Annotated in this window: 15 protein-coding genes and 3 pseudogenes; 4 read left to right on the forward strand and 14 right to left on the reverse strand. The window is 49.2% G+C overall.

All coding sequences use genetic code 11. The features are described from left to right. Positions 1 to 152 precede the first annotated feature (152 nt). The 7 genes and pseudogenes from JCM10914_RS30590 to JCM10914_RS17380 all read right to left on the reverse strand — a co-directional run bounded on the left by JCM10914_RS30590 (position 153) and on the right by JCM10914_RS17380 (position 7,011). Positions 153 to 1,106 (reverse strand): lipopolysaccharide assembly protein LapB, encoded by a 954-nt coding sequence (locus tag JCM10914_RS30590; RefSeq protein ID WP_231638692.1) that lies wholly within the window; start codon positions 1,104 to 1,106, stop codon positions 153 to 155. Between the two features lie 20 nt (positions 1,107 to 1,126). Beyond that, on the reverse strand, positions 1,127 to 2,122 hold the full coding sequence (locus JCM10914_RS30595; protein WP_023963389.1) for a tetratricopeptide repeat protein: 996 nt from the start codon (positions 2,120 to 2,122) through the stop codon (positions 1,127 to 1,129). A gap of 148 nt (positions 2,123 to 2,270) precedes the next feature. Further along, positions 2,271 to 3,256: pseudogene (locus JCM10914_RS17360) on the reverse strand (ATP-binding cassette domain-containing protein). 19 nt (positions 3,257 to 3,275) lie between these two features. Next, the gene (locus JCM10914_RS17365; protein ID WP_023963391.1) at positions 3,276 to 4,076 is read right to left on the reverse strand and encodes an ABC transporter permease; all 801 of its coding nucleotides are present in this window, start codon (positions 4,074 to 4,076) and stop codon (positions 3,276 to 3,278) included. Further along, a complete protein-coding gene (locus tag JCM10914_RS17370) occupies positions 4,073 to 4,849 on the reverse strand; it encodes an ABC-2 family transporter protein (RefSeq protein WP_023963392.1) in 777 nt (258 codons plus the stop codon). The genes JCM10914_RS17365 and JCM10914_RS17370 overlap by 4 nt, the downstream gene beginning before the upstream one ends. 213 nt (positions 4,850 to 5,062) lie before the next feature. Beyond that, a complete protein-coding gene (locus tag JCM10914_RS31940) occupies positions 5,063 to 6,001 on the reverse strand; it encodes a cupin domain-containing protein (RefSeq protein WP_081739828.1) in 939 nt (312 codons plus the stop codon). A 104-nt stretch (positions 6,002 to 6,105) separates the two neighbouring features. Next, positions 6,106 to 7,011 (reverse strand): LysR family transcriptional regulator, encoded by a 906-nt coding sequence (locus JCM10914_RS17380; protein ID WP_023963394.1) that lies wholly within the window; start codon positions 7,009 to 7,011, stop codon positions 6,106 to 6,108. 118 nt (positions 7,012 to 7,129) lie between these two features. Between JCM10914_RS17380 and JCM10914_RS17385 the strand changes: the two are divergent. Beyond that, positions 7,130 to 8,511, forward strand: a pseudogene (locus tag JCM10914_RS17385) (MFS transporter). A gap of 193 nt (positions 8,512 to 8,704) precedes the next feature. Here JCM10914_RS17385 and JCM10914_RS17390 read toward each other — a convergent pair. The 4 genes and pseudogenes from JCM10914_RS17390 to JCM10914_RS17415 all read right to left on the reverse strand — a co-directional run bounded on the left by JCM10914_RS17390 (position 8,705) and on the right by JCM10914_RS17415 (position 13,874). Next, the gene (locus tag JCM10914_RS17390) at positions 8,705 to 10,552 is read right to left on the reverse strand and encodes an ABC transporter ATP-binding protein (RefSeq protein WP_023963397.1); all 1,848 of its coding nucleotides are present in this window, start codon (positions 10,550 to 10,552) and stop codon (positions 8,705 to 8,707) included. Further along, positions 10,533 to 12,281: pseudogene (locus JCM10914_RS17395) on the reverse strand (ABC transporter ATP-binding protein). The gene JCM10914_RS17390 and the pseudogene JCM10914_RS17395 overlap by 20 nt, the downstream one beginning before the upstream one ends. A 752-nt stretch (positions 12,282 to 13,033) precedes the next feature. After that, positions 13,034 to 13,507: an SRPBCC family protein gene (locus JCM10914_RS17410; protein ID WP_023963402.1), complete on the reverse strand. Its 474-nt coding sequence runs from the start codon at positions 13,505 to 13,507 to the stop codon at positions 13,034 to 13,036. 49 nt (positions 13,508 to 13,556) lie between these two features. Then, entirely contained in the window at positions 13,557 to 13,874 is a 318-nt protein-coding gene (locus JCM10914_RS17415) for a helix-turn-helix transcriptional regulator (RefSeq protein WP_023963403.1), read from the reverse strand. A 172-nt stretch (positions 13,875 to 14,046) separates the two neighbouring features. Here JCM10914_RS17415 and JCM10914_RS17420 point away from each other — a divergent pair, with 172 nt between their 5' ends. The 3 genes from JCM10914_RS17420 to JCM10914_RS17430 all read left to right on the forward strand — a co-directional run bounded on the left by JCM10914_RS17420 (position 14,047) and on the right by JCM10914_RS17430 (position 20,109). After that, complete coding sequence (locus JCM10914_RS17420; protein ID WP_023963404.1) at positions 14,047 to 17,523, forward strand: copper amine oxidase N-terminal domain-containing protein; 3,477 nt, start codon at positions 14,047 to 14,049, stop codon at positions 17,521 to 17,523. A 314-nt stretch (positions 17,524 to 17,837) separates the two neighbouring features. Continuing rightward, entirely contained in the window at positions 17,838 to 19,556 is a 1,719-nt protein-coding gene (locus JCM10914_RS17425) for a cellulase family glycosylhydrolase (RefSeq protein WP_023963405.1), read from the forward strand. Positions 19,557 to 19,662: 106 nt separating this feature from the next. Beyond that, positions 19,663 to 20,109 (forward strand): ferritin family protein, encoded by a 447-nt coding sequence (locus JCM10914_RS17430; protein WP_036718758.1) that lies wholly within the window; start codon positions 19,663 to 19,665, stop codon positions 20,107 to 20,109. Here the strand turns inward: JCM10914_RS17430 and JCM10914_RS17435 are convergent, their stop codons facing one another. The 3 genes from JCM10914_RS17435 to JCM10914_RS17445 all read right to left on the reverse strand — a co-directional run bounded on the left by JCM10914_RS17435 (position 20,110) and on the right by JCM10914_RS17445 (position 23,238). Beyond that, positions 20,110 to 22,038: a PAS domain S-box protein gene (locus JCM10914_RS17435; protein ID WP_023963407.1), complete on the reverse strand. Its 1,929-nt coding sequence runs from the start codon at positions 22,036 to 22,038 to the stop codon at positions 20,110 to 20,112. Between the two features lie 79 nt (positions 22,039 to 22,117). Beyond that, the gene (locus JCM10914_RS17440) at positions 22,118 to 22,864 is read right to left on the reverse strand and encodes an SDR family oxidoreductase (protein WP_023963408.1); all 747 of its coding nucleotides are present in this window, start codon (positions 22,862 to 22,864) and stop codon (positions 22,118 to 22,120) included. Beyond that, positions 22,861 to 23,238, reverse strand: a complete 378-nt coding sequence (locus JCM10914_RS17445; RefSeq protein ID WP_023963409.1) for a MerR family transcriptional regulator — start codon at positions 23,236 to 23,238, stop codon at positions 22,861 to 22,863. Before JCM10914_RS17445 ends, JCM10914_RS17440 begins: the two co-directional genes overlap by 4 nt. Between the last annotated feature and the right edge of the window lie 161 nt (positions 23,239 to 23,399).

Genomic DNA, 23,399 nt, shown 5'->3' on the forward strand with positions numbered 1-23,399 from the left:
TGCATTCCGTGCTTTCTAATGAAGAAAGCCCGCGCGGCTATTTAAGCCTGCGAGCAAAATTGCTGCAACAACAATTAGAATCATACCACAAGTTCAGACAAAATGTGACATCCTCTGCAAACCGCTTGAAATGGAATCTTTACCAGATCGCGCTAGGATAAATATAACTGGTGGCCGTACATATTCATCAAGCGCTCCACTGCTTGTTGGAGCAAGCTCTCCTCGAAGCCCTCCAAACCCTCGATTGCTTGCATTCGATCCGCAGCCGGCATCTCCTTATGGAGATGAATGCCCCAGTTCGCAATAGCCGAAACCGCATCCTCAAGCTCAAATTGACTATAGTAAATATGCGCTTTATACAGATGACTGTCTGCATGACCGGGCACGAGGCGCAGCACCTCATCAAAAGCCGCCAATGCCGCATTCTCGTCCTGATCTTTGTTGCAGATTTGTCCCAATCTGAAATAAGCACCCGGATGATCCGGCGACAGCTCCAAAGCCAGCATAATGTCTTCTTTTGCCGAGGCGTAGTCAGCCAACGAGTAATAGCATCCGCTGCGCAGGATGTACAAGCTGCTGGATTGCGGATTCAACTGCAGCCCGTGTGTGCAATCCGCAATCGCTCGCTCCAGTTGTCCCGTCTCCATGTAGCATATCGCGCGAAACTCATAAAATCTCGAATGGGCCGGATTTAATTCAATTGCCTGCGAATAGGCATCCACTGCCATGTCCCACATGCCCATCTCTTTATAAATATGGCCGCTGGCGGCCAAATAAGTCAGCTGCTCCGCAAATCCTGCATCCTGCTTCACCGCCTCTTGCAGCTCCAATAACGCATCCTCGTTACGCCCTTCCAAATACAGCACATAGCTTAGCTTATTGCGGATCTCGGGCCCATCCTGAATCGCAATGGCCGTCTTCAGTGACTTCTCAGCCGATGCCAGATCGCCAAGCTCCATGTAGATATCAGCGCGCTGTACGTGATTAGGAGCATCGTCAGGCTCCAGCGACAGAAGCTTGCCGCTGAGTGCCAGCGCCTCATCATTGCGATCTGCGCGGTATAGCGCATCCGCCATCCAGTAACAGACCAGCGGCGATTCCGGCAAGCGCTTGTAGAGACTTGATATCAGTTCGAAGGCGTCCTTCTCCAGACCATCCTCCGGTAGATTCGAGCTAATTCGAAATACGCGCGATAATCGTCGGGAGATCGTTCGATTGCCTGCTTCAGGTCCGCCTTGGCCTCTTCTTTATGTCCGCTATGATGCCTCAATTCGGCGCGCTTCAAATACAATTCGTGGGCGTCCGGAAACCGTGCCAAGCCTTCTTCAATGGAACGCTCGGCATCGTGATATTGGCCCAGTCTGAAATAAAGATCAGCCAATACCCTCCTGAAATCGCAGGAGTCTCTCACCTGCTGTTGAAAGATCAGAAAGGCTTCGTAACTGTAATTTGTGCTTCGAGCAAACAAAGCGTAGCCTCCATCCTCCTCTTCCTGATAACGCGTCAGCAGTCGTATGCCTGCTTGCAAGGCGCGAACAGCATCCGGGAGTCGATCCAGCAAATCGAGGCAAGCCGCCAGCATATAATAATAGATCGGAATCGCGCGGTCTGGCAGCTCAACACTTTTGCTAAAATAGATAACAGCTTCTTTGGGATTCCCGCTCTCGTAATAGGCCATGCCCAGCTCATAGTAAGTAGAAATAACCGTATCCTGCTGTTCCCTTCTCATACTCTCCTTCAAATCCGCAATGGCCTTGTCATATTGTTGCAGATCTTTATGCGTAATTCCGCGAGTAAACCACGTCAAATAGTGATCATCGTTTAACCGAATCGCTTCATTCAGATCCTCGATGGCGTCATGGTCACGCCCCAACTCACGCAAGATATAAGCCCGCCGTTCATGCACGCGATGATCAGGCGCGGTCCTTGCTACTTGTCCTAAGTAAGTCAAAGCCTCTTCGGAGTGACCGTCGTTATGTAAGAGTTCCGCGTAGATCATATGGTCGCTCATATCCGTAATGGCACGCTCGCCTTTTCTCATATAATACAGTGCTCGTTCCAGATCGCGCTTATTCCAGTGTCTTTTTCCTAACCGAAACCAGATCCAGTTCATTATGTTCATGAGGGTTCACCCTTTATAAATTGAAATAACTTGTCTATATTATACTTGCTCTATATCGATTTGTACCCAAATTAAAAGGGAACCTAGCGGTTCCCTGGTTATTTCATTATATGATAGGCGTATGTGAAAGATGCTCAGGCTAGATAATTCAGTACACGCGATGGATAACGTCCTCGAAATCCGGGTCCTGCATATCGAAATCGTCCAATTCTCCCCACAGGCCCAATTCCTTGACGATATCGAGCGTATTCATCTCACGCCGGTTCACCTCCAGCGTCACCGTCTGCTCTACGATCTGCAGTACGCGCAACGAGGATTGGCGGCTGTCATCGGAACGTGCGCGATCTGGGACTTGAAATGCACCGCGGAATGAAACCGTGATGAGTGTCGGAAGCCCAATCGTATCACGCAATGAGCGTACCGTGCCGTCATAGGAGAGCTCACCGCCATTGATCACCATCACCCGGTTGCAGAGTTGTTCAATATCGTCCATGTCGTGGGTGGTAAGCAGAATCGTCTTCCCGAACTCGGCATTAATCAGCTTCAGGAACTGGCGGATGTTCCGCTTCGCGTTCACATCAAGGCCAATCGTCGGCTCATCCAAGAACAATACATCCGGGTCATGCAGCATCGCGGCGGCAAGGTCGGCGCGCATCCGCTGCCCGAGCGACAGCTTCCGTACGGGCGTATCCCAGAACGCTCGTAAATCTAGCAATTCTGCAAACTGATGGAGTCTGCGCTCCTTGTCCTGATCGTTTACGCTGTACATTTTGGCCAATATATCGAACGAATCCTTCACGGGCAGATCCCACCACAGCTGGCTGCGCTGCCCGAACACCACGCCCAGATTCTTCACCACGCTCTGCCGATCCTTATGGGGATTTCTGCCGGCAATGGACACTTGCCCGGAGGTCGGGTGCAGAATGCCGGTCAGCATTTTGATGGTTGTTGATTTACCTGCACCATTGGGTCCGATATATCCGACAAACTCACCGCGCCCGATCTCAAAACTGATTCCCCGCACCGCTTCTTTCGTCCGATATTCCTTGTGAACAGCGTGCGCAGACCCGAGAATCGCCCTTCTTTCACCACCGGGGTCTTGAACTCCTTACGTATATGCTGCACTTCAATCATGGTCTTGCCCCTCCCTTATTTAGCTTCCTGTACTCTGATATTTAGTTAGGCCGAACTGCCAGAACTTGAGGCTAAGTAGGAGGCATAACGCTGCTGCACCCGCCAAAGCCGGTAGCACCCAAACGCCCAGTTCACCGCGAAGTATGTAGAGTGAAGGCACATAATTAACGAGCCCGACCGGGATCACGATTAACAGAATCGAAGACATCCATTTCGGATACAAGGTCAGCGGGTACTGGGCTGCGGTTCGGGCGGCATCCTCCGTCAGGTTCTGCAATTCACCAATACGAGTGGTCCAGAAGCCAAAGGTAGCGGTGGCCAGCCCAATGGAGAACAGAATTACCGCACCTGTTCCAATGATGAAGAATGACTGCGGTACCGCGCTCCATCCCACCTGAGCGGTCGACATCATCCCGTGCAGCGACCACCAGAGCAAGAATCCCCCTTGCAGCACTTCCCCCAGCATGATCCGAAATTTCTGTGGCAGCAGCGCGAGCAGTACCGGCATAGGCCTCGTCAATAGCTGGTCGAGCTCTCCGTTCACGAGATATTTCTCCAGATGGTGTACTTCGTCAGCAAGCGTGCGATAGATCGTCTTGGATAATGTCATAACGGCAAACAGATAGGCGATTTCATACATCGACCACCCTTGAATGGCGCCAAATTTATACAGAACGATGGCCACCATAAGAAATTCGGAGATTTGTATCAGTGCAGCCAAGAATGAAGCCAATATAAAGTTGAACTTATACTGCATCCGGCTCTTGATGCTTGTCCGGATCAATAGCGCGTACAGGGACATCCAGGATTTGAGCGTCATCCTCCTTGCACCTCCACCTTGCGTCTTAAAAAACCGGTTACCAGCAAACAGGCGAGTGTAAGCACTATGCACCAAATCAACGTTCCCCATAAGTAGGAGACGTCCCCGAACCCGAGATAGATCCTTGTCGGTACATACAGCAAATACGGATACGGCGACCACCAAGCGATGCTTTGCAGCCAGCCTGGCAGCCATTCAAGCGGAATGAAGAAACCTGCAAGCAGATTGATCAACGCATGATTGCCCCAATACAACCATGACGATTCCGTTGTCCATAATGCAGACGCGCCAATCAGATAATTGATGCAGATGGATAAATAACCGGCTCCGGCCAGGGCAAGGGCGACATAGAGATAGGTGGAAATGCTTGCTGGCAATTGTAATGAGAAGACAAAATAATAGACGAGGTAGATCGGGATGGATTTGTAGATGAATTGGTAGGCGATCTGCCCCCATTCCTTGGCCATCAAGTGGCTGAACAAGTGAACGGGACGCATCAAATCCAGTGAGATATGGCCTGTTCTTACGGCTTGGGGAATGCCGAGGCCATTCGTGACAAAGCTTGCGATCCAGAGCGCGGCTTGGGTAAAGGCGATGTAACCCACCATTCCTTGCGTTCCGTACTCGCCGAGGGCGTAATCGGCACCAAGACCGATCCAGATACAGGCATACATGAAGCCGAACATCGCACTTGCGATGTTGTGCACCATGTGTGCGCCGCGGTATTGCAAATTGCGGGCATAGGCTTTGGAAGCCAGGGTGAAATAAAGCATGAAGCACCTCCGATAAGCATTTTGGACGGCGATCCCGTCCACTTCAGACAAGGCGAAATTTTGAGAGAAGGACACTAGCATACCAGAACATTCCAAGGGGGGCAAGAACTTTTTTGAGGTATAGGTGCACACGTAAAAAGCCTCCCGAGACTACGTATCCATACGAAGCTCGGAAGGCCCAACTGCGAGTTATACCCACGATTTAGTAAGTAATTACGGCCTTTTCTTCTTTTTGTCCGTGTTGCTCTCCGGTTCATTCCTTGGTTCAGCGTCCGCCTCCGTTCCATCCGGATGATTATTAAACAAATATTGAAACTGCTGGTATGGTTGCGATTGCGTATAGGGTTGTGGTTGATACGTTGGCGGATACGGGTTGGCAGATGTGAACAGCGACTGTTGAGCAAATGGTCCAAAGGCTCCATATGGAGAATAAGCGGGGTAGGGTGGCCGGCTCTGCTGGTAGTACGGCGCGTAGGCTGGTGTTGAGAATCCGTAGTAGTTCGGCTGAGATTGCGATGGGGGTGCTTGTGCATAAGTTTGATAGGACGGTGGATACGAGTTATATTGCTGAGGCTGGAAAGCTGCGTGTTGCAAAGCGTCAAACATCGATTCAGGTTCATCGCGCTTGCCGCAGCCCGGTGGTGGACCTAGAATAACCGATTCTTTAAGCGGAGCAACCGCCTTAGCATATTCCTCCTCGTTGATGCAATATGCGATATGCATAATTTCCTTCGGGATATGTCGCAGAAAGTCTGAGCCGTATACGATATCAGGCGTCGGCTGATCGAATATCGTCAGAAGATGCGCCTTGTCGCTCAACGTTAAGATCCAGTGAAACCATCCCTTGGGGAGCATGGATACCTGACCCGGCTTCAGCTTATAAGTAATCAACTTCTGAGTGAAGGGATCAAAAACCGAGGTCACCACTTCGCCGCTAATTACAAATACCAGCTCATTCGCATTGGTATGCCAATGCGGCTGGACGATAATGCCTTTCGTCAGATGGACGTTGAAGAAGCCTGTCGTGATGGCTGGCATCTGGGCACCGAACACTTGCGTTATGTAGTTTCCAGCATCGCGTTTATAATTTAACGTGTCGTTTGAGTCCGCGAACAACTTCAAATTCGGAGAGGTAAGTATGGGATCCAACAACGATATTCCCCCTTTGCATAATCATAGCTCTATAACAGGGTATGCATGGGGGAACCCGTCTTATGTAGAGCAAGCTCGAATTTTAAAAACCGTAATCTACCCGATTACTTCTTGATGCCGATCGGTTCTTGAATTTGGCTGAAATAATCGACGAGAAACTGCTGGAATTGGCGCGCTGCCTGGGACAAGTAACGCTGTTCCTGCCAGGCGAGCGTAAACGTACGGTAACATGAAGGATGTTCAATGCGAACCATGTCATAAGCAGGCTCCTCATCATCCCTGCAGCCCGGCACAAAGGCGATGCCGAGCCCAGCGGCTACCAGACTTGCTAATGCTGCCGGTTCATCCACTTCACATGCGACATCTCTGGTAATCCCAGCCTCCTCGCAGAACTGCTGATTCATCATACGAAACGGATGTCCGCATTTATATTCGATGAACGCTTCTCCCTCTACTTCCTGCAGCGAAATGCGCTGCCGACCGGCAAGCCGGTGTCCGTGCGGTACGGCAAGAAATACCTCGGTGTGCAATACGGGAATTTCCCGAATATGAGCTTCGTCTAATAGGGCAGCGTTGAAACAGAGATCAATGTCGCCATTCTCCAGCATGGATACCATATCCATCATCGAATCGGGCGGAATTTGAATGATTCGGAAATTCACTTCCGGGTACAATTTACGAAAAGCGCCCAGCGCCTTGGTCATGCGGCTAAGCGCCGTTGTGGCCAGCCGAATGCTGCCACGCTCCGTCCCTGCCAAATCCGCCACTTCTCTTCGCCCTTCTTCCAGTGCTGATAAAGCCGTCTCCACATTTCTCAGAAATGCCTTCCCGAACGAATTGAGTTTGATCTTCCTGTTCAGCCGATCAAATAGCGGTACGCCCAAATCCTCCTCCAGCCTGGCAATCGTCTTGCTTAGCGCTGGCTGGGCAATACGAAGTTCCTTGGCAGCCTTCGTCATATGCTCCATGCGAGCAACGGTTTGAAAGTATCGCAGTTGAAGCAATTCCAATGTGATCACCCCTATAATTGATATCTTTTAGTATATGGATATATTCCTTAATATATATTTTCATTTATTAATTACCGATTGTAGAATAATTCATAACAAAAGAAAAGGGGGAATCGTCGTGGATGAACACCAACAGCAGCCTTCGGCTGAAAAGTTAATACGCATTCTGGCTTTTACCATGATTCTCTCCTCCATGAGTGCCACAATGTTTAACATCGTGCTGCCTGAGATCAGCAAGGATTTCCAGCTTTCCTTCTCCCAGGTCAGTTGGGTGGCCTCTATCTATATGCTGATCTACGCAATAGGGTCCGTCATCTACGGGAAGTTAGCCGATACCTATAAACTCAAAAATTTGCTGACGATTGGCCTGCTCATCTTTTTTGTCGGGTCTGTCGTCGGATTATCGGCGCAAGCATACTGGATGGTTCTCCTTGGCCGAATTCTGCAAGCCTCGGGGGCAGCCGTCATTCCGGCCACCGCGATGATTATACCGGTCCGTTACTTTCCGGCGGAGAAACGCGGCCGCGCGCTCGGCGTTACCGCAACGGGGCTCGCCATCGGTAATGCTATCGGCCCCGTGATTTCTGCACTGATGGTGAGCGTGTTCCATTGGCGATGGTTGTTCTTCATCCCGCTTATCATCCTTATCACCTTGCCGCTGTATCGCAAATATTTAGGTGACGAACAAGGACGCGGCGCCAGGATCGACTGGCTCGGTGGCGGATTGCTTGCCGGCACGGTTGCCTTGCTGCTGCTCGCCCTGACGCAAAGCAAATGGCTCCTCGGGCTGGGCAGCCTGCTCTTCCTGCTCTTGTTCATCATTCGGATTCGCTCAGCTAAAGAGCCTTTCGTACAACCACGCTTATTCCGAAATAAAGGGTATACGATCGGTCTGATCGTCGGCATGTTGGTGATGAGCGTCGGTTATTCCCTCCCTTTTCTGACACCGCAGCTTCTGGCTGACGTGAACGGGCTTGCCCCCGGTTGGATCGGATTTATCATGGTTCCCGGTGCCGTTATCACCGCATTTCTGGGAGGCAGGGGAGGAAAGCTGGCCGATACGAGAGGCACGGCTTATCTGTTCTACGCGGCCTCAAGCTGCTCCTCATCTGCTTCGCCTTATTGTCAACATTCGCCGGAATCGCTCCGTTATTCATTATGCTGTTCCTGATCTTCGGCAATGTCGGCCAAATGTTCATGCAGATCTCGCTATCCAAGACGATCTCCTTATCGCTGACGAAAGAGCAAACAGGCGTGGGTATGGGCTTGTTCTCGCTTCTTAACTTCCTCTCTGGAGCCATCGTCACTGGCATCTATGGTAGAGCCGTCGACATGGGGGCCAGCGCCAGCTTAAATCCATTAAGCTTGTTTGCCGGCGCTGCAACATACAGCAACATTTATCTCGTGCTCACGGTGCTTCAGGTCGGAATCCTGCTGCTGTTCTTCCTGCAATTCGGGAGAGCCGCGAAAAGAAGCTCGCAGCTTCAGGCGACGAAATAATGACTGGGTCTGCGTAAAAGACGCTCCGAGTACGAAGCATTCCTCGGCTACTGTGTGTTAATGTCATCCTTAAACACATTTCGCTTCTCTGTGACTGCATTCAAGGGGAAGAAGCGGGGAAACTCATACAAAAAGCAGCGATTCTCCAATAACTCGGGAATCGCTGCTTGTTCTACATTTCTATGATGATGCGTTACATCGCGGCACGCTTTAGCTGCCCGTGGTACAAGTCGCTGTAGAAGCCGTCCTGCCGTAGCAGTTCGTCATGCGACCCCTGCTCGAGCAATCGTCCGTCCTTCAACACCAGTATGCGATCCGCCGAGCGAATCGTATTCAGGCGATGCGCAATCACGAAGCTGGTACGTCCCTTCATCAACCGCTGAAGTCCCTCTTGAATTTTGATCTCCGTTACGGTATCGATGCTGCTCGTCGCTTCATCCAGCACCAGCATGGCTGGATTTGCGAGAATTGCACGGGCAATCGCCAGCAGTTGTTTCTGCCCCTGACTGATGCCGCTGCCGTCGGGCTTCAGCACCTTGTCATAGCCATCCTTCATCCGCACGATGAACGAGTGCGCATTGGCCAGCTTTGCCGCTTCTTCGACTTCCTCGTCCGTCGCATCCAGCCGACCGAATCGAATGTTCTCTCGGATCGTTCCTTGGAAGAGGAACGAATCCTGGAGCACGAAAGCCATCTGCGAACGCAAGCTCTCTCGCCGGATGGAGGAAAGATCGCGTCCGTCCAGCGTGATCGTGCCGTTATTCGGATCATAGAAGCGAGAGAGCAGTTGAATGAGCGTGGTCTTACCGGCCCCTGTCGGGCCCACCAAGGCAATCATCTCGCCAGGCTTGGCCTCAAAGCTGATCCCTTCCAAGGTATCCCCGCCTTGATCATAGGCGAATGATACGTTGTTGAACTTCACTGCACCTTCTACGCTGTTCAGTGTAACCGCAGTTCCTTCATCCTTTGCCTCCACTTCCTCATCCAGCACCTCAAACACGCGCTCTGCCCCGGCAATGGCGGACAGCAGCGTATTCCATTGGTTTGCCAGATCGTTCAGCGGTCTCGTGAACTGCCGTGCATAACTTTCGAAGATGATGATCACGCCAATCGTAATATGTCCTTGAATCGCCATGATTCCGCCGATTCCGGCTACTACCGCAAAGCTCAGATTGTTCAGTCCGTTCATCAGCTTCGGAATGAAACCCGATATGCTCTGTGCCCAGAACCCCGATAGCCGGATTCGTTTATTGCGATCATCAAATTCCCGAATCACTCGCTCCTCTTGCGAGAAAGCTTTGATAATTCGCTGTCCGGACAGCGTCTCCTCGATATATCCGTTCAAATCACCCAGATTCTTCTGGCGCTCCTTGAACAGCGGTCCCGTTCTTCGCGTGATCCAGCGCATGCCCAAGACCATAAGCGGCACCACGAGGAACGTCAGCAAGGTCAGCATGGGACTTAGCATAAGCATGATCGTCAAGGTACCCACCAAGGTTAATACACTGGAGAAGATCTGGATGGCCGAGCTGTTCAGCGTTGAGCTGACATTCTCGATGTCATTGGTCAGTCGACTCATGATCTCTCCCTGCTGACGCTTACCGTAAAAGGGTATCGGCAAGCGATGCAGATGGGTAAACAGATCCATCCGCATTCGGTATACCGTCTCTTGGGCAATGCCGATCATCCAGACGTTGTGGAGCCAGGTTGTCAACGCCTGTAGAACGTACACAGCAGCAAGGCCTAACAGGAAGTACGGCCAGACCGAATCCAGTGCGGAATTGTCGGACAGAAACTCATCCACCCCAACCCCGATCAGGTAAGGACCGAGTAACGCCAAACCTGAGCTGAGGGCAACCATAAGCAGAACGAGCGTAAGCTTACCTTTGCGACGGGCAAGGTAGGTCCAAATTCGGCCCAATGTGCCCGACCAGTTCTTGGCCTTCGCTCTCGGCTTGCCGCTATTCTTTCCCTTCTCCCGCTTGCCCAAGTCAATCTTCGGTCTTGGCTGCTTGAACGGTTCAATGAGTTCTTTGAGCATGCTGCTGTGCCTCCTCTCCATATTGAGATTCATAGATGCTGCGGTACAAAGAGGAGTTCTCCATCAAGGCCTCGTGATTTCCTTTACCAATCAGACGCCCATCGTCCAGCAGCAAGATCAAGTCTGCCGATGTAGTCGAACTGATCTTCTGTGTAATCAAAAACGTGGTACAGGACAAATCCTTCAATGCGTCCAGCAGCGCTCCCTCCGTCCGGACGTCCAGCGCACTCGTGCTGTCGTCCAGTATGAGAATGGCGGGCTTGCGAACGAGCGCGCGCGCAATCGACAATCGCTGCTTCTGCCCGCCCGACAGGTTGACCCCCCGTTGACCGAGCATCGTCTCATAGCCGTTGGGCAGCTGCTGAATCGTATCGTGAATCTGCGCACTCCGGGCGGCTTCCTGAATATCATCCAGGGAAGCCTCCTCGCGCCCCCATGCGATATTTTCGCGCACGGTTCCCGAGAAGAGCAATACTTCCTGCGGCACGTAGCCGATACTGCCGCGCAGATGCATCGGATCCATTTCTTTAGAGGAAAGTCCGTCAACGATCACATCGCCTTCATCCTCTTCGTACAGTCTTGGTATCAATTGTACGAGCGAGGATTTACCCGATCCTGTAGCCCCCATAATTGCGATCCGTTCCCCGGCCTTAGCTTAAAGGAAATGTCAGTCAGGACATCGATCTCGCTGCCGGGGTAACTGAAGCTTACCCGGTCAAATTCAACACTTCCCGAAACGCTGATCTTACCTGCTTGAGCCTTATTCTCCGTACCCGCACCTGCATCTTTCTCCTCTGTACGTAGTACTTCTTGAGCCCGCTGAGCCGATGCCCGCCCGCGGGAGAAAGCCACAACCACCCAGGACAAGGCCGACATGGCGCCGATGCAGCGCAAGGAATAATTGACAACCGCCACCACTTCACCGACCGTGGCATTGTTCGCGATAATATCCTTACGGCCAAACCACAAGACTGCATGATCCCTGCATTCATTATCAGCAATATGAAAGGCATGGTGGTTTCGGTCAAACGCAGTGTAGAGATCGTGGTTGTCATCAGCTTGCCCGATGTCTTGGCAAAGCGCTGAATCTCATGTCCCATGCGGACAAAAACCCGAATCAGCCGGATACCGGTCAGATTCTCCTGAATGACACCGTTGACCGCATCCAATCGCTGCTGCACGTTACGAAACGCATCGGCCGCTTTTTCATAATCCAGGCGATAAACAGAAACAACGCCGGCACCGTCAGCACCAGCATTAAGCCGAGCTTCAGGTTGACGACCAGTGCCATAATGATGCTTCCGAGCACGACCAGCGGTACGCGCGACATGAATCGAAGCGCCATAAACACCGTATCCTGTATCTGCGTAACGTCGCCGGTCAGCCTCGTAATCAGGGATGATGTTGCAAAACGATTAAATACGGAGTAGGAGAAGGACTGCACTTTATCGTACAACTTGTCCCGCAGATCATAACCGAGTCCCTGGCTCGTATGGGCGGCAAAGAATGAGCTTGAGATGCCCGCGATGAAAGCGATAACAGTTCCACCCAGCAGGACGGCGCCCCACTTCCATACGACGGTCAGGTCCTCATTCATGATGCCGTCATCAATAATCTTGGAGATGATGAGCGGCTGAATCAGCTCCACCGTCAGCTCGATCAACATCATGGCGAGTGCGGCTATGGCCGCAACGCGGTACTTCTTCAAGAACGTAAACATAATTCCCATAAGCATTCCTCCGAGATGCAGAAGACCTCGATGATGTCCCGAATTCTTGAACCCTGCGGTCTTCACGTAGTAGCAATATTAGTACGAACGAAAGTGAGATATGTCTATTATAATATATTTTCCTCCTTAACTTACCGGTGTTTAAAAAAAATTGCCGATAGACGGGCCATTGCGGTTAGGATAACAGATGGAGTGAACGGTAATAGCGAATGAGCTAGAACGGCGGGTAGAGCGGTGTGCATGGACAACGGATGGAGTGAACGGATATGGAAAACCAGCGTCGGTTATTTTAATGATAACAGCCCGGCGGCTTGTTTACGGAAGATCATCGTATCACTGGAAATTCGGCAGAATGCCCGAGAAGGAGAATATAGATCATTTCGAATCGAAAAAATGCAAAGTGCATTCTTTTTCTACTTCATATCTCTGATCGGAGGGAAATTCGTGCAAATGTGCATCCTTTTCGCTCGATTATGATTAAAACGACGGATAAGTCCATAAAAGCCTGCAGATTTGCAGGCTTTTCGTTAAATCCCCGGTTATGAGGTGAAATTGCTGCATTATCGCATCTTTTTGTAACCCGAGTCGTTCAACGGTTATCAAACTTAGCGCGCTAAACCCCATTTTCTCATTAAAAAAGGGGCGCCCCGCAAAGAGCCACCCCGTTTTCATGCCATTTACCTTCTATCTATTACATCCCGCTATTTCAGCCAGTCGCGATCAGCAACCCAGCTGTGCCAACTCATTTATCGTTACAAATCGCTAAAAAGCTGAACGTACTGCTCATACTTCACTTTCCATACATCCTTACGCGCTTCAATCGTCTTGCCACCTAGCAGCGCTTCAATTACATCGAGGCACACATCCCAGCCTGCAATGTCTTTTGGCGTATGGTCAGTAACGTTGGTTATTCGTTCAATCAGTACCAAACGGCAGCCTTCGGGGTCAGGATAGAGCTCGAATCGAACGCGATCTTCACCCCAAGTGTATTCCAGCACTGCAAACTCTTTATAATCCAGAATCTCGATATCCTCGTAAGTGCCGTCACCCAGATCGAACGTAATTTTCCCACCTTGTCTTAAATCTTCTACCCTGAGCTCAGGGAACCATTGGGGCAGTTTATCATTGTCCGTTAGATAGGACCATACCTTCTCCACGGAATGCTTCAACTTGCGTTCGAACTTCACGATGGTCTCGTTCCCAACCTGTTGTACAACGGCTAACATGATAATCCTCCTTCATTTATAGGAATAAATAGATTCAGATGTCAGTACTTCACTTCGACTCATCCTGATCAAGCGCTCGCTCCAGATCTTCCAGCTTGTTCGTCCAGAATTGACGGTAAGGCTCCAGCCAATGGTGGATATCGGCAAGAGGTTCAGCGTGAAGACGATAGAGATGTCGCTGTGCATCCTTACGCACCAAGACGAGTCCTGCCTCCCGTAATATGCGAAGATGCTTGGACACCCCCGGTTGACTAAGCGGCATGATCTCTACGATCTCGCCGACCGTCCTCTCCCCGTGCCGCAAATGGTCGAGAATAATTCGGCGATTGGGCTCAGCCAGTACTTCAAATAGTTTGTCGTTCATCATGAGTTTATATTACTAGTCAGTTATATTCCTGTCAAGTTATATATAAATATGACATTTCTGTTGCTTAAAAATATTTTTTCAAAGCCGATGTAAATATTGAAACTTTCGTCAAGGCCGCAGCGTCATATTGTAGAGGAAAATAATAACAACGAAAATTCAGGAGGTTGAGTGTGTGAAAAGACTATGGACTGCCTTGCTAGCAGCAGTACTATTAGTACCCTTGCTATTCCAAACACAGGCACAGGCGGCAGTAAACATCAGCGTCTTGATTGACGGCGTGAGATTAAATACTCCGCAAGCACCGATTATGATCCAGGGGCGTGTCATGCTGCCAATGAGGTCGATCTTTGAAGCGTTGGATGCTTCAGTCAAATGGAATCAAAAGACGCAAACCGTTACAGCCACGAAAGACGGAACGACGGTCATTCTTAAAATCAATGCCAAAACAGCTACAATCAACAACCAAACCGTGTCTCTGGACGTACCAGCTAAAAACCTGAAGGGCTACACGATGGTGCCTGTGCGCTTTGTCAGTGAAGCACTCGGCCAGAAAATCGGATGGAACTCCAAGACTAAGACGGTCACGGTTACTACCGTCGATCAGAACGTTGGCATCTCACCGGTTAGTTACGTAACCTTGCGTGACGTTGGCAATGCCGGAGATGGACGCGATCTGCAAGTCAGCTTCTCCAAATCCGTAACCGAGTCCTTGATCTCACATTATCGTGTCGTCATTGTAAAACAGTCCAAATCCTTAAATCTGTCGCAAGCCCAGCGCTTGTCTTCAGCGAATTACACAGCCGTGTACCCTACCGGAGGTGATCTGACCCAGACTCTCTCATCCACTACGAGAGATTCCGATAACGAACTTATCCGTGACAATCAGGCATACAAGGCATACGTGCTCGCAGTAGGCAAATCTGGCGGTGATTTTGCTTTATCCGCAGCATCCCCGTCGTTAACACTTACGAATACGAATGCTGTTAATGGCGCAACCAACGTAAAAGCAAGTGATGTCAGCGATTTCGGGGATGGACGCGACTTGTCCGTCAGCTTCACCCGTGCGCAAAATGAGAGCAATATTACGAACTACCGTGTCTTTGTTGTAAAAACGAAAGACATCGCTAATTTCAATCTGGCTGCAGCCCGTGCCGTACCAAGCCAGAACTACACAACCGTGAACAAAACCAGCAATTCGAACACAACGCTGACAACAGCGCTAAGCTCGAGCGCACGTGATACGGGGAACGAGACAATTCGCAACGGAGTTGCATATACCGTGTTTGTCCTGGCGGTAAGCAATAACGAGAACGCGGTCGCCAGCAATCTGTCCAGCGCTTCCGCTTCCATTACGCTCAGTTCGGGAACAGCTACCGTTCCAATTATTACGCAAGTCGCCGATGTTAGTGACTACAACGACGGCCGCGATCTTCGCGTAAGCTTCAACAAGGTAGGGAACGAATCCAATATTCATTCTTACCGGATCTTCGTTGTGAAAGATAGCAATTACCACAACTTTGATTTGAACCGAGCAAACGGCATTTCCAGTTATAACTATACGCAAGTGAACAAAACCGGTAATAACATCAACAATTATACCTTGCCTTCCGGTGCCCGAGACGTAGATGGTGCAGCGATCCGTAACGGCGTGTACTACCGCGTATTCGTCATGGCGGTCTATAACGGTAACCAAAGCTACAATGTGTTGTCCGCTCCGTCGAATTCGATCATCCTGACATCCAGCTATAGCGTTGGTGCAGTCACCAACCTGTATGTAAATGACGTAGCCAATAATAATGACGGTCGTGATCTTCAGGTATCATTCAACCGTCCATCCGATCATACCAATATTAGCGCCTATCGCGTGTTTGTTGTGAAGTCATCGGATGCTTACTATTTCGATCTTAACAGAGCGAATGGTATTGGTAGCACCAACTATACGCAATTTACTAAAAACAATGATGTTACCTTCACCCGAACGCTGAACTCCGGGAGCCGTGACGTCAACGGAGATTTGATACGTAACAATACTGATTATCAAGTATTTGTAATGTCAGTGGCTAATAACAACTCGGGGAATAATGCGTTGTCGTACGGTGCGTCGATTAGGCTTACAGGCACTCAAATTGTGCAGCCGGTTTCGGGATTGTCGGCTCAAGATACCGCTGATTATGGTGATGGTAGAGATTTAAGAGTTACTTTCAATCGCACTACAGATGAATACTACCTTACTCATTATCGAGTGTTTGTTGTCAAAAACAATAAGAGCATAGATATTAATGAAGCGAACAGAAATTCAAATTATACAATCGTTAATAAGAGCGGAAGTGTATTAACCCAGAATTTAGCATATAATGCAAAAGATACTGATGGCCATGATATTGTCAATGGAGTCAACTACAGAGTTTACGTTTTAAGTGTAGGAAACAGTTATTCTGGCAGTACTAACGCTCTTTCTTCACCGTCAGCCAACGTAGTTCTAACTGGGATGACTGCAGTGGATAAAGCGTACAATGTTCGCGGGCTATTCATAGGGAATGATTTAAAAGTTACTTTTAACAAAGCAAACAACGAAACAAATATTAAAGAGTATAGAATCTTTGCTGTACCGAAAAATGCTTCTCAGGATTTCAAAATTGATCTTGCAAACACGCTTACTTCCGACAAATATTTCATTGTAACACCTACTGGCCAAAACCTTCTAGAAGGTTTAATAACCGGTGGTTCTCGGGATTCATCTGGTACACTCATTAGTAATCAAAATGAATATTACATCTATATCCTGTCCGTTCATCAAAACGATCACACGGGAAATAGTCTGTCCGAACCGTCGCCGTTAGTCCAGTTCATAGACACGTCCGTCACTGCCCCTTCATCCGTTTATGCAGGATTTGAAAATGGTAGCAGTGACATTATTGTCCGGTTTACAACTGCAAAAGCAGGCGAATATCGTATTATGGCCGTTCCAAGCAATGAAACCAACTTCAATCTAGCGGCTGCTAATACCGTAACCGATCCAACTCGTTATATTAAAGTGAATACAACCAACACCCAACAAGTTGAACAAACATTTAATACAACTTCGTTAGACACTAAAGGTAATGCTATTGCTGTCAATCAATCATACAACATCTATGTACTCGCCGTTTCAAGTGGTGGTGCAAACGAATTATCATCAGCGGCACCAGTCACCGTTCCCAATCCCGGCCAAACAACAGGAGTCACTTCCAAGCTGGAACAAGGAAATGTCGAAGTTGCCTTCAACAAGGCTCCGGACAGCAGCGTGACCGCTTATCGTGTGTTCTTCGTAGCTAAAGAAGATGCTAGTAAATTCAACTTCGAAAAGGCCTCAAAGGCAGCAGCGGATGAGAAACTTACCGTATCTTCAAGCGATAGATCGATCACTAGAACGGGTAAAGGCAACAATACCTTTACAAAAACGTTCGAGATCCCAACCAAGGACGCAAACGATAAAGAGATCGTTGAGAAAAAAGAATATGCGGTGTTTGTCCTTTCTCTCAAGAACAAGTCACAAGCCCAAAAAAACCGCTCCGCCGCACCTGCTTATGAAGCAGTCGCCTTGTCTTCCCCGTCTGAAGTGTACGTGGTATTGAAGCCGGAGACCATCCCAACGACTCCAACAAACTAGTCGTTGTAACTCGCTAATTACAAAAGAAGCTGTTCCCAGGATCACCAGGGAACAGCTTCTTCTCTTTTACTTCCCCACCTCTAATTTCCACATGAAATCACCTTCAATTATACTGGTATTTACAAATGGAAAAATATGATAATTTATATTTAGAAAGCGCTTTCAATAATGTTAATGTTCCCGGGAGGTGATAACCCTCAAAACAACAGCAGCCAGCAGCCCACGCACAACAGATCCGCTTGAATCATCACTAATACATCTGCTCTTGAGGAAGGCATGTTGCTACACCATTACCGATCACAAAGGAGATGCGAATGATAACTTTGAAGAAGCACACCCTATTATCCTTGACTCTAATTACTGCTATGCTGTTCTCCCTGCTACCAGCGTTTGCAACGGCGGCTGAAGCCAACAGTCCCGCCCTGCTTAGCAGCGGACCGCAAGCCTATGTGAATGATATGCAGCCGGGCTGGAATCTCGGTAACAGCCTGGATGCCGTTGGCTCGGACGAGACGGCCTGGGGTAATCCGCGCGTAACCCGAGCTCTGATTCAACAGATTGCAGCGCAAGGCTACAAGAGCATCCGTATTCCGGTAACCTGGGATTATCATATCGGGGGTGCGCCGAATTACACGATCAACGCCGCTTATATGAATCGCGTGCAGGAAGTCGTGGATTGGGCGCTGGAAGCCAATCTATACGTTATGCTCAACGTGCATCACGATTCCTGGATCTGGATCAGCCATATGGAGTACAACCGCAACGTCGTGCTGCCGAAGTACAATGCGATCTGGACTCAAATTGCCAACCGCTTCAAGAACCATTCCCACAAGTTGATGTTTGAGAGCGTGAACGAGCCGCGCTTCAGCGATGGCGGCACTACGAATGAGACCAAGGAATTTCAGATGCTGGACGAACTCAACGTCTCATTCCATCAAATCGTCCGCAATTCAGGCGGTTTGAACGGAACCCGTCCGCTGGTACTCTCTACCCTGCACGCCTCACCGACGCAAGAGCGAATGAATGAGCTGTACCACACCATGACCAAGCTTAACGATTCCAATCTGATCGCCACCGTGCATTATTACGGTTTCTGGCCATTCAGCGTGAACATTGCCGGTTATACCCGCTTCGAGCAAGATACGCGCAATGATATCCACCAAACCTTCGATAACGTGTACAACACGTTTATTGCCCGAGGAATCCCTGTCATTCTGGGCGAATACGGCCTGCTCGGCTTTGACCAGAATACAGGCGTCATCGAACAAGGAGAGAAACTGAAATTCTTCGAATACCTGACCTACTATTTGAAGCTGAAAAATATTACCCATATGCTGTGGGACAACGGGCAGCACTTTAACCGTAACGCTATGACATGGAGCGATCCGGAGCTGTTCAACATCATGAGAGTCGGATGGAGCGGACGATCCGCTACCGCGGATACCGATCTGGTGTTCATCAGAAAAGGGGCTGCGGTGCAAGACAAAACGATTCCGCTCAGCCTGAACGGCAACACCTTCTCGGAATTAAGACATAACGGGCAGCTGTTGATATCCGGTCAAGATTATGTGCTGAACGGTAACGGAAGCTCCATCACGTTAAAATCGAGCCTGCTCAGCAGACTAACCGCATCCGGTCCATTCGGAGTGCGCGCACAGCTTGCAGCCAAGTTCAACCGCGGCGCTGACTGGAATTTCCGCGTCGTTTACAGCGACAAGCCTGTGCTGGGCAATGCACAGGGAACGACGAATGCGTTCAGCATCCCCGCAACCTTCAATGGCGATCAATTGGCAACCATGGAAGCCGTGTATGCAACAGGGGGCAACGCAGGTCCGCAAGACTGGACCTCCTTCAAGGAATTCGGGTATACGTTCTCCCCTTCCTATAACAGCAACGAAATTAAGCTGCTGCCTAACTTCTTCAATGAGGTGCGTAACGGTGAGGTCATCCTGAAATTCCACTTCTGGAGTGGTGAGATCATTACTTACCGTATTACGAAGAATGGCGGCAACGTGACGGGGATTGCCTCATAACATCCATAGAAAAGATCGGTACCACGTTGTACCGATCTTTTTTTGTATACACACCAGCCCAGTTCCTTCATACAATAGTCTATAAAACGATTAAGGAGTGAACAGATTGACTTATTATCAACCATATGGTTACTTCAGATCGGATGCAAATATCCTATCTGACCTTGCAACTGCCATCAACGGAGAGTATACGGCTATTCAATGCTACGAGCAATTAGCAGCCATGGCGCCAAATGCCACCGTCCGAGATCAGATCCTTGAAATCCGGAAAGATGAAATCAAGCATTATCAGACCTTTACTCATCTATACCATACGCTTAGCGGTCAACAACCACAGCCCACACTCAACGAAAATTGCCCGAAAGATTACAGTACGGGTGTCGAATTTTCATTCAAGGATGAACAGCATACCACAGATTTCTACCTTGAAGTATATGACAGAGCGACAGACCCCATCGTCAAAGAAGCTTTCCGGCGTGCAGCCGCCGACGAGCAACAGCACGCCGTCTGGTTTTTATATTTCATGCAGAAGGAGCAACAACAGCTCAAGTAATTACTTGAGCTGTGTCGGATTGGACGGTGAGCTACATACGTTCAAATATTGGCGAATGATCGTCGAGATAACCTGAATACTGACCGGTTTACTGACGTATTCATCCAAGCCCAGTCCTAGATATTTTTCCCGGTCACCTTTAATCGCGTGTGCCGTTACCGCCGCAACAAAAGGGAGCTGGATTCCGTTAGATAAGGCATGATCCTTAATGATTCGGGCCGCTTCCAAACCATCCATGAACGGCATCGAAATATCCATAAATATGAGATCATACGGATACCGTTTGTACGCCTCCACGGCTGCGACCCCGCTCGCGACGACCGTTGAGTTATACCCGAGCTTCTGCAGCATTTTCTTCAGCACCATCTGATTCACTTCGTTATCTTCGGCGATCAGAATCCTGAGTTCTTCGCCCAATCGTTCAGCTTCCGCCTGCGTTTCTTCCTGCCTGTTAGGGTCAGCAGAATGAAGCGGAAATTCTACTGTAAACTCAAAAACCGATCCACCCTCATACGGTTTATAGCAAATGTCACCGCCCATTAACTGTACTAGCTTTTTGCAGATCGCCAGCCCCAGTCCCGTGCCTTCCACTTGACGTGTCAAAGAATGATCCACCTGATAGAACGGCTCAAACAAGCGTTCTACTAGTTCAGGCGGCACCCCAATGCCCGTGTCTCGAACAGCGAATTTTACAAGCACCGAATCCGTAGATGGAGAGGCACAGTCAACGGTGACCGAAATTGCACCATCTGGTGTAAATTTAACGGCATTGCTCAGCAGGTTCATTAAGATTTGTCTTAACTTAGTGACGTCCCCTATAACCTGATCCGGTACGTCTGGAGCAACAGATGTCGTAATCTCAATATTTTTATCCAATGCTCTAGGAAGAATGAGATGAAGTGTTTCGGATATTACCTCTCTTAAACCGAGGGGTTCCATCATCAGTTCCGTTCGACCCGATTCGATCTTGGAGAAATCCAATATATCATTAATAATATTGAGCAGGGTGGTCCCGCTTTGCTTAATGATTTGCACATAATTCTGTTGTTCTTCATCCAGGTCTGTTTCCATCATAAGATCCGTCATCCCGATCACGCCATTCATCGGGGTGCGAATTTCATGGCTCATGATCGCCAGGAACTCGCTCTTGGCTTTGTTCGTCTTCTCCGCCGCTTCCTTCTCGATCATCAACCGCTTCTGTAGTGTCATATCCTTGGCGATAAGATAGAATCCAACGTACTCTCCGTGGATGATAATAGGAGCCAGCGTCGCCAGTACCTCAACTACTCGCCCATTCTTGTGACGGACGTGCTGGATCGCTCTTTCAACTGCAGCATAATCCGTTAGATTTGATAGTATATTCGATAGATTTTTTTCCCCAATTAGATGGGCAATGCTCGTTCCAATCAAATCCTGAATCGTGTAACCGGAAAGTTGCTCTGCCATCTGGTTTCCATTTATAATGACGCCTTCCAAAGTAAACGAAATAATGGCATCATGGTTATACTTCTTGAGCGAGGTATAACGTTCAATACTTACTTGAAGCTTCTGCTCAGCTACCTTGCTGTCCGTAATATCAACCATTTGCGAGATAAAAAAGAGCGGTGTATGGTCCGTTTCGTCACGAACCAACGAGACGTGAATCGATGCCCATATTTGATGCCCGGCCTTATGAACGTATTGCTTCTCTACCGCCAAGTTCATCGCCGTTTCATCCAGGGAGAGCTGCTCATCGATACCATCGGGATAAATATAGTTCGTAGCCGGCTGCTGCATTAACTCAGCTTCGGTAAACCCCAACATATTGCATGCTGCCGGATTTACGCTGATCCATTTTCCGTCCGTCGTCACCAAGGCAATGCCAATCGGAGCGCTTTTGTATACATGTTCAAACAATGCCTGTTGGCTAAATATGCTGATATCACTCATACTTTGCACCTCCCGCTAACCATGATTATACATTAAACCGGTAGAATGGGGTGCTTATATTTCAGAGCGGGCTTATAGCCTACCAAGCAATCTGTTCACGTTCACGGAAAAATCCGCCGCTGATTCCTGCCTCATCGAGCGTTGCCAGCCATACCGCAGTGTCGGCTCCTTCCGCAACCGTCAAGGGCGCGTCTTGACCGCCCATATCCGTCCGCACACGGCCCGGGCAAACGGCATTCACCTTGATTCCCGTCCCGGTGACTTCCTCCGATACCATACAAGTCAGGGCATTCAACATCGTTTTGGAGATGCGATAGGCCGATGACGTTCCACCGATTCCGAGGTCCATCGTTCCATCCATGATTTCGAATGCGCCGAGGCCAGATGAAATATTCACGATCCGTCCGTACTGGTTCATCTTCATTAAAGGTACGCAAGCCTGCGTCATTCGCAGCGCTCCATAGAAGTTGACCTCCAGAGTTTCCTTCATGATCGTTTCTTCTACATCCAGCACCGAAACTCCTTGATCCAATATGATTCCAGCATTATTCACAAGTACGTCCAATCGTCCATACTGCTGTTGAATATGCTTCACTAAGCGCGCCACATCGCCTAGCTGCCTCATATCCGCTGCTTGCATGGCAACACGCAGTCCAGCGGCCTGCAGATCCTCCACTGTCCGATATCCTCTGCCTTCATCCCGCGACGTGATGATCACCTGAAGTCCTCTTATAGCCAGTTGCCGTGCAATCTCCTTGCCAATCCCACGATTCCCACCCGTGACTAAGGCAACCCTTCCATGATTGGTTTCATTTGCCTTACTCATTTTTGTTCCACTCCCTGATCCAAAATAGCTTTCCAATTCTTGATACTCTGTTCCAGATGAGATTCTGCCTCTTGCAACATCGTGATCTGCTGCCGTGTTTCGGCCAGCTTTCGCGTACCAAGCTCAATTGCATTCGGCAAACAATCCACTTTGATGTTACGATCAAACGCACACTCCATAAAGCTTAGAATTTCGCTTACCGACAACCCGAGGTTAAAATACATCTGGATTATACGAACCCGCTCGATATCCGTTTCTTCATAATTTCGATAACCGTTCTCGGACCGAGTCGGTTGAAGCAACTGCTTCTCCTCGTAATATCGAAGGGAGCGCAAGCTTACACCTGTTATATGGGATAGCTCGTTGATTAACATTGTGTGCTTCTCCTTTATACCTTCTTAGTCGCATTGTAAACCATCACATCATGTGAAGGTCAACTACGACCTCCCAATCAAGACTTTCAATTATTTACCAAGTAATGGTTTACAAGGGAATTTACGTATGCTAGACTCTTCCCTGAATGACGTCAAACCAG

Origin of the sequence: Paenibacillus sp. JCM 10914, assembly GCF_001315105.1 — a bacterium.
Lineage (GTDB): Bacteria > Bacillota > Bacilli > Paenibacillales > Paenibacillaceae > Paenibacillus_AQ.

Bases quoted from the DNA above. Each gene is read 5' to 3' on its own strand.
- JCM10914_RS30595 (WP_023963389.1), bottom strand. From the start codon at position 2,122: ATGAACATAATGAACTGGATCTGGTTTCGGTTAGGAAAAAGACACTGG.
- JCM10914_RS17365 (WP_023963391.1), bottom strand. From the start codon at position 4,076: ATGACGCTCAAATCCTGGATGTCCCTGTACGCGCTATTGATCCGGACA.
- JCM10914_RS17370 (WP_023963392.1), bottom strand. From the start codon at position 4,849: ATGCTTTATTTCACCCTGGCTTCCAAAGCCTATGCCCGCAATTTGCAA.
- JCM10914_RS17390 (WP_023963397.1), bottom strand. From the start codon at position 10,552: ATGCTCAAAGAACTCATTGAACCGTTCAAGCAGCCAAGACCGAAGATT.
- JCM10914_RS17410 (WP_023963402.1), bottom strand. From the start codon at position 13,507: ATGTTAGCCGTTGTACAACAGGTTGGGAACGAGACCATCGTGAAGTTC.
- JCM10914_RS17415 (WP_023963403.1), bottom strand. From the start codon at position 13,874: ATGATGAACGACAAACTATTTGAAGTACTGGCTGAGCCCAATCGCCGA.
- JCM10914_RS17425 (WP_023963405.1), top strand. From the start codon at position 17,838: ATGATAACTTTGAAGAAGCACACCCTATTATCCTTGACTCTAATTACT.
- JCM10914_RS17435 (WP_023963407.1), bottom strand. From the start codon at position 22,038: ATGAGTGATATCAGCATATTTAGCCAACAGGCATTGTTTGAACATGTA.
- JCM10914_RS17440 (WP_023963408.1), bottom strand. From the start codon at position 22,864: ATGAGTAAGGCAAATGAAACCAATCATGGAAGGGTTGCCTTAGTCACG.
- JCM10914_RS17445 (WP_023963409.1), bottom strand. From the start codon at position 23,238: ATGTTAATCAACGAGCTATCCCATATAACAGGTGTAAGCTTGCGCTCC.